Here is a 9,414-nt window from a genome sequence, read left to right on the forward strand (position 1 = left end):
GCCGGTGGCGGCCACGATGCGCCCCGGATCGGTCCACAGCCCGCGGCGCCCCCAGTACCCGGCCGCCGCCTGCCGCACCGCCGGGCTGCCGCCGGCCGGTTCCGGCCCGCCGCCGCCCACGAGGTGCGCGGTCCAGTACGCGGGGACGGGCAGCCCCGGATCGGGCCTGAGGTCGTACGGGGTCGTCCCCTGCATCCGTGCCTCCGGTGGGTCAGTGGCTGCGGCCACCTTCCCAGTCGGCGCGCGCGCCACAGGAGTGCCATGCCCTCCCGCCACGCCGCCCACCCGTTTGCGCCGGGGCCGGGTTCCTCCCGATCCGACCGTGAGCGGCTCGGAGCTGCCTCGGGTCCGACTCGGGTGCGGCTCGGTTCCCGCTCGCGAGCGGCTCCCTCAGAAGCCGCCGAGCAGGAGTTCCGGCAGGTCGCGCATCTCGTCGAAGACGACCGTCCCCGGCCCTTCGAGCCAGGCCCGCGGCGTGAGCCCGCCGTAGTAGCCGAAGGCGCGCATACCCGCCGCGCGGGCCGCTTCGACGCCGTAGCGGCTGTCCTCGACCACGACGCAGCGGGCCGGGTCCGCGCCCAGCGCGCGGGCCGCGTGCAGGAACAGGTCGGGGGCGGGCTTGCCGTGCTCGACCTCGGACGCGCTGAAGATCCGGCCCTCGAAGCGGGAGTGGAGGCCGGTGAGGCCGAGCGAGTGCCGCAGTCCCGGGTGGGTGTTGCTGGACGCGACGCAGGTGGGGAGGGTGATCAGGCCGAGGGCTTCGGTGATGCCGTCCACGGCGGTCAGTTCGGCCTCGAAGGCCGACCGGTACCAGGGCCGGTAGCGGTCGTACCAGCCCTCGGGGAGCGGCCGGCCGAGCTGCTGCTCGATCGCGGCGGTCATGTCGCGGTGCGAGCGGCCGACGAACCGTTCGACGATCTCGGCCTCGGTCAGCGGCCAGCCGAGTTCGGCCAGCATCAACGCGTCGACGCGGACGGCGAGGCGCTCGCTGTCCACCAGGACACCGTCGCAGTCGAAGATCACCAGGTCTATTCGATCATCAGCCACCCGGGCATCCTAGGCGAGCGGGGTGGTATCGATGGCCGCTGCCCGGGTAGCCGCTAGCGCATGAAGCAACGCGCCAGGGCCCACTCCTTGAAGACGTGGGACCACAAGCTGTTCCATCAGGTCGCCAGCCATCGCTGGCCGGGCGCCGAGCCCGTGCTGCCCCGGCTGAGCCGCAGCGCCAACCACGGGCTGCTGTGGTTCGGGGTGGCCGCCGGGATCGCCGCGGTCGGCGGAAAGCCCGGCCGGCGCGCGGCCCTGCGCGGTGTGGGGTCGCTGGCGCTGGCCTCCGCGACGGTGAACACCGTGGGCAAACGGGCCGTCCGCCGGGCGCGTCCGATACTGGAATCCGTCCCGGTGATACGCCGGCTGCGGCACCAGCCCTTCACGACCTCCTTCCCCTCCGGGCACGCGGCCTCGGCGGCCGCCTTCGCGACCGGGGTCCTCATGGAGTCGGGCCGCTGGGGCACGGTGGTGGCACCGATCGCCGCCTCGGTGGCGTTCTCCCGGGTCTACACGGGGGTGCACTACCCGAGCGACGTGGTCGCCGGTGCGGCGTTCGGCATGGGAGCCGCCCTCGCGGTGCGGGCGCTGATCCCCACCTCGAACGGGCCGGCCGCCGACGTGGGCCCTGACGTCAACGCCCCTTCGCTGCCGGCGGGGCGCGGGCTGTTCGTCGTGGTCAACGAGGCATCGGGGCCGCCGGCGTTCCTCAACCCGCCCGCCGACCGGATCCGCGCCGCGCTGCCGGAGGCCGTGGTAGCGGAGCGCTCGGAGGACGACGACCTGGCGGAACTGCTGGAGAAGGCCGCCCGGCAGGCGGTCGAGCACGACGGTTCGCTCGGGGTGTGCGGCGGCGACGGAACGGTCACGCTGGCCGCGTCGATCGCCCTGCGGCACGGCCTTCCGCTGGTGGTCTTCCCGGGCGGAACGCGCAACCACTTCGCGCTCGACCTCGGCATCGAAACGGTCGAGGACGCCGCCGCGGCGGTCGTGGCGGGAACCGCGTCGGCCGTCGACCTGGCGACGTACACCTCGTACGACACCCCGGGCGGCGCCGAGGCCGTCCCCTTCGTGAACACCTTCAGCATCGGCTCGTACCCGGAGCTGGTCCGCATCCGCGAGCGCTGGTCGCGGCGGGTGGGCAGCTGGCCGGCGAGCGTGCTGGCGGCGGTGCACGTGCTGCGCACGTCCGAGCCGGTCGACGTCGAGATCAACGGGCGCCGCCGGTCGGTCTGGCTGATCTTCGCCGGGAACTGCGAGTACTCCAGCGTGGGGCTCGCGCCGGTGCGCCGCCGCGATCTGAACGACGGGATCCTGGACGTACGCATCGTGGACGGCGGCCCGTTCGCCCGCACACGGCTGCTCGGGGCCGCCGTGACCGGCTTCCTCACCCGCTCCCCCGTGTACTCCGCCGCCAAGCTGCGCCGGCTGCGGATCCGCGGCCTGGCCGCGGGCAGCCGTCTCGCCTACGACGGCGAGGTGGTCCCCGCGCCCTCGGAACTGCTGCTGGGCAAGCTGCCCAGTGCCCTGGTGGTCTACCGGCCGTGAGCCGCCGGGACGGCGGGCGACGGGACGGCGGGCGACGGGACGGCGGGCAGGGCCGGGGCCGTCGCGACCCCGGCCCCCCGCATCCGGGTCATGAAGCCGGTCCCGAGCCCGGCCCCGAGCCCGACAGGGCGGCCAGCGCCCGCACCCCGGGGCCCGCGATGCTCAGGGCGTCCGGGGAGCCGGTGTCGATGGAGAGCGTGAGTTCGTCGGACGGCCAGCTGCCGCTGAGGGCGGACAGCGGCACCAGCCGGTAGCGGTGCGTACCCGGCAGTGCCTGCGCCATCCGCTCCTCGGAGGTGAACACCGGCACCAGCTTGACCCCGTCCTCCTGCTCGTACACCGGCAGCTGGATCCCCTGCGGCGCCGCGGGGTCCTGCTGTTCCGGGGCGTCGGGGTCGGGGTCGCCGGGCCCGCCGGGAACGGGAAGCAGCACGTCACTGAGGGCGAGGGTGCTCAGGGCGATCACGTTCTCGCCGCCCTGGGCGATCTCGTGGAGGGCTTGCTGCGCCGGAGGCAGGGCGCCATTGGAATGGATGTCGGTCATGGCTACGAGTCCTTTCGGCGACTGAACCTCCCGCGTACCCCACCGAGGGACGGAACATGCCGTCCAGGATCCAAAACCGGCTGGCCGGACCAAGCGGGCTGTGGTTACGGTGCGTGCATGGTTGCCAAGTCGCCCTCACCCACCGTCCTGACCGGCCGCTTCGTCCGGCTCGAACCGCTCGGCCCGGAACATGTGCCGGATCTGTTCGCCGCCGGAGGCGGTGACGAGGAGGTGTGGCGCTGGCTGCCCGCGGAACCGCCTCGCACGGAGGACGAGCTGCGTGATCTCGCGATCACGGTCTGTGCGCAGAGCCGGGAGGCGGGCGGTGTCGCCTACGCCGTGATCGAGCTCGGCAGCGGCCGGGCGGTCGGCTGGACGACGTTCCACGAGGTGAGCACGGTCGACGAGCGGCTCGAGATCGGCTGGACCTGGTACGGCCGCGCCTACTGGCGCAGCCCGGTCAACACCGAGACGAAGCTGCTCCTGATGACCTACGCCTACGAGGACCTGGGCATGGGCCGCATCATGTGGAAGACCGATCTGCTCAACACCCGCTCCCAGGAGGCGATCCTGCGGCTGGGCGCGCAGCGCGAGGGGGTCTGGCGCCGCCACCGGCTGCGGTCGGACGGTGTCACCTGGCGTGACAGCGTCTTCTTCTCGCTCCTCGCGGACGAATGGCCGGACGCGAAGCGCCGGCTCCGCGCCCGCCTGGACGGCTGACGGGCGCGGTCCCACGCGTCGCACGCTCTCACTCGTACTCGGTGCCGCCCTTGCGGGTCAGATAGGCGTCACTGACGACCTTGGCGATGGCCCGGCCGCCGACCACCGGGCTGTAACGGTCGTCGGCGGTCCGCACCACGACGCCCTCGCGCACATGCAGTCCGCGCCCCGACACCGTCTCCGCGCCCTGGGCCAGCTTCAGCGCCGTGTCCAGATCGAAGGGGCCGCTGAACAGGACGGGCACCAGCGGCAGCTCGCCCGCCAGCAGTTCGTGCGGATCGAGCCAGCGGACCTGGCCGTCGATCTCGGCCGACACGTCGAAGGCCGCGAAGGCGGGGACGTCGCGCCGGCCGTCCTCCCCGTACCCGAGGTCCTGCACGCCGGCCCCGTAGACCTCACCGAAGATGCCGACCCGGGACGCGCCGAGCCGCGCCGCGAGCCGGGCGGCGACGGCGGGCAGGCCGTGGCCGCGCACGGCGCGCCAGTACAGGTTGCCGCCGGCCTCCTGGAGCGCCAGCCGCTGCGAGCCCAGGCCCTTGGACGTGACCTGGATCCGGCCGGTGTCCGCGAAGTAGCTGAAGCAGCAGGCGGTGCCGTGCAGCTTCTCCGTGATCACCACCTGGTCGCCGGGCGCGAAGATGTCCGGATAGCGCTTGAGGTTCTCGATGTCGGTCCACGGCAGCAGATCCGGCGCGGCCTCGACGTCACCGCTCATCGACACCGGGATCGGCGGCACCCATTTGACGATGCCCAGCCGTTCCGCGAAGTCCTCCCCGTCAGCGGCGGCCCGCTCCAGATCCGTGCCCGCGAGGGCCTCCGGCCGGCACACGATGCCCTGCGAGAGCTCACCGCGCAGCCGCACCGCCCGCACCCGGTTCGCAGCCGACCCCGCAAGCCTGCCGGTCAGCCCCAGCTCCCCGATGAGCGCGTCCGACAGCACGGCCTGCTCGGGTATGTACACCGCGAACTCACCCGTCCGGTAGGCCCCCTTCGCCACGACCGCCCGATAGAGCCCGACCTGCGCCAGCTCCAGCGCGTCCGCGTTCGGGTGCTCGTGGATCGTCAGCCGCTCGGCGCTCACACGCAGCGTGGACATGCGGCAACCCTCCCCCGTCGTTCGTCACGGAACCGGCGAACGCGGGCTCCGGCCACCACTCTGGCTGCCGGAACGCCGCCTCGGCCAGCGATTTCTTGGACGGCGCGACGGCCGGCGCCCGCCGTGCGGGAGGGACTTGACGTGTGTGCGAGTCTCGGACGGTGCGATACATCATCATCGGTGCCGGCGCGATCGGCGGAACCATTGGCGGCAGGCTCTTCGACAGCGGCCGGGAGGTCGTCCTCGTTGCGCGGGGTGCGCATTACGAGGCGCTGCGGGACGGCGGGCTGCGGCTGACGTTGCCCAGCGGGTCGCTCAAGCTGCCGATCCCGGTCGTCGACGGGCCGAAGGCCCTCGAACTACGCGCGGACGACGTCCTGGTGCTCGCCGTGAAGACACAGGACAGCGTCGCGGCGCTGGACGCGTGGGCCGGGCGGCCGGTCGTGGGCGGGGGTACGGCGGGCGATCGGCTGCCGGTGGTGTGTGCGCAGAACGGGGTCGCGGGTGAGCGGCTCGCGCTGCGGCGGTTCCGGCGGGTGTACGGGATGTGTGTCTGGTTGCCGGCCAGCTATCTGGAGCCCGGGTCGATCGAGGCGTCGTGCGCGCCGCTGACCGGCATTCTGCACATCGGCCGCTTCCCGGCGGGAGCGACGGGCACATCGGGGGCCGACCCGTTGGCGGAGCGCATCGCCACGGATCTCAAGGAGTCGGGCTTCGACGCGCCCACACCGCCCGATGTGATGCGCTGGAAGTACGGCAAGCTGCTCAAGAACCTCGCCAACGCGCTGGAAGCCACCTGCGGCCCGCTCGACGGCGACGACGCCCACGACGTGTTGCGGCGTGCTGTCGTGGAGGGCGAAGCGGTGCTGGACGCGGCCGGTATCGACCGGGCGAGCGACGCCGAGCAGACGGCGGCCCGGGGCGACCGCATCCAGCTCCAGCCCCTCAACGGAGTGACCCGCGGCGGCGGTTCGTCGTGGCAGAGCCTCACGCGGGGCACGGGCTCCATCGAGGCGGACTACCTCAACGGGGAGATCGTGCTGCTCGGCCGGATGGCCGGCATCGACACTCCGGTCAACGCGGCGCTCCAGCGGATCGCCAACGCGTTCGCCCGCGAGGGCCGCCGGCCCGGGGAGCTCACGATCCCCGAACTGACGGCCCTCATCGACTCCTACGAGCGGACCCAACGGGACTGACGGTGTTTTCGCACTGTCAGAGCTCGGCTGCCGGACGCATCCGGTAGTCGTACGCCTCCGGCAGCGGGTGCTCGGCGCGCGCCCGCTGCTTGATGTCGGCGGTCACCGGGCCGTCGCCGGCGATCAGCCGCTCCGCGATGGTGTACCAGGTGTCGCTGAGCGACTCCTCGCCCTCGCGGAGGTCGTCGACGACGAAACCCGCGTCGAAGATCGCCCGCGCGGCCGGCACATCGCCCTGCGCGAGCAGCACCTGTGCCTCCAGCAGCCGGAACCGGCCACGCCCGGCGTGACCCGGTACGTGCTCGTCCAGGACGAACGCCGCGTCGTCGGCGCGGCCGGCCGCGAGCAGCGCGGTGACCGCCTCCCGGGCGAGTCCGGCCGAGGCCGCCCACCAGGCGTCGTCGTCGAGCACCTCGTGGTGCGCGATGTCGGAGGCGGCCAGGAAGCGGTCGGCGGCCCGTTCGAGGTGGCCGTCCTCCTGGTCGGCGACGGCGAGACAGCGCAGCACCGGCCAGGTCTCGTGCTGCGCGGCGGAGCGTTCCCAGCTCCTGATGGCCTGGGCGCGGTCGCCCGCGTGCCACTGGGCGACGCCGAGGAAGTAGTCCCGGTACCACTCGTTCCCGTCGTAGGTGTCCGCGGCCTCCAGCAGCTCGCGCCACTCCGGCGCCACGAGCGCGGGGCCGGGCGGCGCGTCCGCCGCCGGCCTCGGGAACATGCCGGCGACCAGCAGCTCCAGCCAGGGCTTCTGCTGCGCGCCCAGCGTCGCGGGGTCGAACGGTGTACCCGGCAGCGCGAACCGGGCCCGCTCGACCTCGAGCGCTCCCCAGCCCGAGCCGGTGGCGATGACGTCCTTCGGCTCGGTGTCCGCGTGCGGCAGCCAGGCGGCGTAGGCGGCGTCGACGTCCGCGCGCGGCAGGACGCTCTCCAGCCGGTCCTCGACCGCGGCGCGGGCCGCGGTCCAGTCGTCGCCGTGGACGGCGGCCGGGTCGGCGGCGAGCGGACCGTAGGCCTCCAGCCAGGAGAACTCCGCGCCCGCCTCCATCGGTATGTGCTCCAGCTGGGTACGGGCCAGGCCCGCCTGGATCTCCAGGTAGCCGCCGGTGCCCGGCTCGGTGAGCCACTGCTGCCAGCGGCGGCCGCCGCGCCCGTTGCCCCAGAGGAAGAGCTTGCGGCCGCGCAGCCGGTCGGTCGAGGTCTGGACGAGGCCCTGCCCGGCGTCGTCCAGGGCGGTGACCCAGCGGCGGTTGCCTTCCGCTACTTCGTAGAAGTAGTCGGCGGGGTGCTCGGACCGGGTCGGGTACGTGACGTCCGTACCGTCCCCTTCGGGCACCGGTACGCGCCGCAGGGAGCGGGCGTAGCCGAAGTGCCACGCCTCGTCGGCGGGGGCGAGCACGCGCGTGCCGTCGGTCTCCGGGACGGCGATGTTGGACCACCAGTAGACCGGCACCGTGCGGTGGTGCGGGTTGCGGATCCGGACGCCCACGTACAGGAAGTCGGAGTCCTCCGGCAGCCACATGTCGATCTGGAACGGCAGGTCCCGCAGCCGCTCCCACTCCCACAGCCGCAGCATCTCGCCGCCGTCGGGGGCGGGTACGCGGGCGGCGTGCAGGGGCGCGCAGGTGAGGGTGGTGTGTCCGGTCGCCCCGGGGTTCCATTCCACGCCGCCGGAGAACCAGGCCCCGGCCAGCCCGAAGTCGGCCGGCTGGACGACGGGGTTCCGGTAGAGCAGCTCACGGCCGGTGGCCTTATTCACGAGCGAGTGCAGCCGGCCGCCGAGACCGGGCAGGACGGTGGCACGTACCCGGTCGTTCTCGATGACGACGGCCTCGAACTCGGCGGGGGCGCGCTCGCGGCCGTACCCGTCGAGGATCCGTACCGGCAGGACGGAGTGCAGCGGCGCGTAACCGACCTGGCGTGCCATGTCGGCCGGGAGTCCGGCGCGTTCGCGCGGATCGAGCTGGTGCACCTCGTCGAGGGCGCGCAGCGCGGGCAGCGGGTTCTCGGGGCCGATCGGGGCAGCCGGGATGGTCACAGCGATACGTCGCACGGTCGTAGCCAAGGCCACCTCATCCAGTCACGCGGGGCCGCCGGGGAACAGGCGGCCGTCTGATGACCATGGAACAGGGTTACGGCGCCGCTGAACAGGCCCTGCCTCGGTCAGGGTTGGGCAAAGCCCACGCAATCGGTCAGAAGATCGACTGCCCGGGACCGTCCCCGACCGTCCCGGCGAGCTTCCCGGACGGTCCGGGAGACGTCCCGGACCGTCCGGAAACCGTCGCGTTCCACGACAGGCCGTGCACGGTGATCGCCACGTAGGGTGGTCGCATGACGGAAGCGAATCCCGACACCGAGCCCGCGCACGACCCCGAGGTGCTGCAGTTGGCCGGCCAGGTCTTCGACCTCGCCCGTGAGGGCGGAACGGCGACCCTCGCCGCGTATGTGGACGCTGGCGTCCCCGCGAATCTCACCAATGACCGGGGCGACACGCTGCTCATGCTCGCCGCCTACCACGGGCACGCCGACGCCGTCGCCGCCCTGCTGCAGCGCGGCGCCGACCCGAACCGGCCCAACGACAAGGGCCAGACCCCGCTGGCCGGAGCGGTCTTCAAGGGCGAGGACGCGGTCGTCCACGCGCTGGTGGCGGGTGGCGCCGATCCGTCCGCCGGCACGCCCAACGCCATCGACACGGCCCGTATGTTCGGCAAGGACGAGCTGCTGAAGCTCTTCGGCGCGCAGTGATCCCCACGGGGATTCCGACCTGACGAGGCGGTGGCCGCCCTGTGCGTGACGGCCACCGCCTCACTCACATCAGTCAGCTGATTTCTTCGGTGCGGGTGGTGAGTTGTTCAGCACCGCGCGCCGTGAGGGAGCCGTGCAGGCGCAGGCGGGAGATGCCGCCGTCGGGGAAGATGTCGATCCGCACCCGGGTCGCCGGAACCGGGTTCACCAGGAAACGGTGCACCGTGTCGGGCTGCAGCTTGGTCCGCGGCAGCAACTGCGTCCACTCATCCGAACCGTCGTCCTGCACGAACAGTGCCGCCCAACCCGCCGAGTTCCCCTTCAAATACGCGGTATCGATCTCCACCGCACGAATCACACCCTGCGCCACCAACCGGTACTGCACCCAGTCATTGCCCTTGTCCCGACGACGACGCGTCTCCCACCCGTCATCCATCTTCCGCGAACGCCCCGGCAGGATCGTGTTGACCGGCGAGGAGTAGAAACGGTCCGACGCGTCCTCGACCGTGCCGCCGTTCTCCAAC

Annotated in this window: 9 protein-coding genes and 2 pseudogenes; 4 read left to right on the forward strand and 7 right to left on the reverse strand. The window is 72.8% G+C overall.

Annotation, left to right across the window (positions count from 1 at the left end):
• Window positions 1-195: pseudogene (locus tag G3I60_RS43000) on the reverse strand (pyridoxal phosphate-dependent aminotransferase); the annotation flags it as partial.
• Between the two features lie 195 nt (window positions 196-390).
• The gene (locus G3I60_RS43005) at window positions 391-1,047 is read right to left on the reverse strand and encodes an HAD family phosphatase (RefSeq protein ID WP_244809504.1); all 657 of its coding nucleotides are present in this window, start codon (window positions 1,045-1,047) and stop codon (window positions 391-393) included.
• 60 nt (window positions 1,048-1,107) lie between these two features.
• Between G3I60_RS43005 and G3I60_RS43010 the strand changes: the two genes are divergently transcribed.
• The gene (locus G3I60_RS43010; RefSeq protein WP_138355697.1) at window positions 1,108-2,595 is read left to right on the forward strand and encodes a bifunctional phosphatase PAP2/diacylglycerol kinase family protein; all 1,488 of its coding nucleotides are present in this window, start codon (window positions 1,108-1,110) and stop codon (window positions 2,593-2,595) included.
• Between the two features lie 88 nt (window positions 2,596-2,683).
• Here the strand turns inward: G3I60_RS43010 and G3I60_RS43015 are convergent, their stop codons facing one another.
• A complete protein-coding gene (locus G3I60_RS43015) occupies window positions 2,684-3,139 on the reverse strand; it encodes an SseB family protein (RefSeq protein WP_138355696.1) in 456 nt (151 codons plus the stop codon).
• Window positions 3,140-3,256: 117 nt separating this feature from the next.
• Here G3I60_RS43015 and G3I60_RS43020 point away from each other — a divergent pair, with 117 nt between their 5' ends.
• Window positions 3,257-3,859 carry a GNAT family N-acetyltransferase gene (locus tag G3I60_RS43020; protein ID WP_164295622.1) on the forward strand — a complete coding sequence of 201 codons (603 nt, stop codon included), beginning with the start codon at window positions 3,257-3,259 and terminating at the stop codon, window positions 3,857-3,859.
• 28 nt (window positions 3,860-3,887) lie between these two features.
• Here the strand turns inward: G3I60_RS43020 and G3I60_RS43025 are convergent, their stop codons facing one another.
• Entirely contained in the window at window positions 3,888-4,955 is a 1,068-nt protein-coding gene (locus G3I60_RS43025; protein ID WP_164295623.1) for an RNA ligase (ATP), read from the reverse strand.
• 161 nt (window positions 4,956-5,116) lie between these two features.
• On the opposite strand from G3I60_RS43025, the gene G3I60_RS43030 reads away from it, so the two are divergent.
• The gene (locus G3I60_RS43030; protein ID WP_164295624.1) at window positions 5,117-6,151 is read left to right on the forward strand and encodes a 2-dehydropantoate 2-reductase N-terminal domain-containing protein; all 1,035 of its coding nucleotides are present in this window, start codon (window positions 5,117-5,119) and stop codon (window positions 6,149-6,151) included.
• Between the two features lie 16 nt (window positions 6,152-6,167).
• Here G3I60_RS43030 and G3I60_RS43035 read toward each other — a convergent pair whose 3' ends face one another.
• Window positions 6,168-8,210: a DUF5107 domain-containing protein gene (locus tag G3I60_RS43035; RefSeq protein WP_164608524.1), complete on the reverse strand. Its 2,043-nt coding sequence runs from the start codon at window positions 8,208-8,210 to the stop codon at window positions 6,168-6,170.
• Between the two features lie 127 nt (window positions 8,211-8,337).
• Window positions 8,338-8,478, reverse strand: coding sequence for a hypothetical protein (locus tag G3I60_RS43040; RefSeq protein WP_164295626.1), 141 nt, complete (start codon window positions 8,476-8,478; stop codon window positions 8,338-8,340).
• Between G3I60_RS43040 and G3I60_RS43045 the strand changes: the two genes are divergently transcribed.
• Window positions 8,477-8,890 carry an ankyrin repeat domain-containing protein gene (locus G3I60_RS43045; protein ID WP_138355691.1) on the forward strand — a complete coding sequence of 138 codons (414 nt, stop codon included), beginning with the start codon at window positions 8,477-8,479 and terminating at the stop codon, window positions 8,888-8,890. The two genes, G3I60_RS43040 and G3I60_RS43045, sit on opposite strands and share 2 nt — an antisense overlap.
• A gap of 73 nt (window positions 8,891-8,963) precedes the next feature.
• Here the strand turns inward: G3I60_RS43045 and G3I60_RS43050 are convergent.
• A pseudogene (locus G3I60_RS43050) lies at window positions 8,964-9,414 on the reverse strand (allantoicase); the annotation flags it as partial.

The organism is Streptomyces sp. SID13666 (genome assembly GCF_010548325.1).
Lineage (GTDB): Bacteria > Actinomycetota > Actinomycetes > Streptomycetales > Streptomycetaceae > Actinacidiphila > Actinacidiphila fildesensis.

What these genes read in the sequence shown, in the direction of transcription:
- G3I60_RS43010 (WP_138355697.1), top strand. Translation starts at nt 1,108, where the DNA reads ATGAAGCAACGCGCCAGGGCCCACTCCTTGAAGACGTGGGACCACAAG.
- G3I60_RS43015 (WP_138355696.1), bottom strand. Translation starts at nt 3,139, where the DNA reads ATGACCGACATCCATTCCAATGGCGCCCTGCCTCCGGCGCAGCAAGCC.
- G3I60_RS43020 (WP_164295622.1), top strand. Translation starts at nt 3,257, where the DNA reads ATGGTTGCCAAGTCGCCCTCACCCACCGTCCTGACCGGCCGCTTCGTC.
- G3I60_RS43025 (WP_164295623.1), bottom strand. Translation starts at nt 4,955, where the DNA reads ATGTCCACGCTGCGTGTGAGCGCCGAGCGGCTGACGATCCACGAGCAC.
- G3I60_RS43045 (WP_138355691.1), top strand. Translation starts at nt 8,477, where the DNA reads ATGACGGAAGCGAATCCCGACACCGAGCCCGCGCACGACCCCGAGGTG.
- G3I60_RS43040 (WP_164295626.1), bottom strand. Translation starts at nt 8,478, where the DNA reads ATGCGACCACCCTACGTGGCGATCACCGTGCACGGCCTGTCGTGGAAC.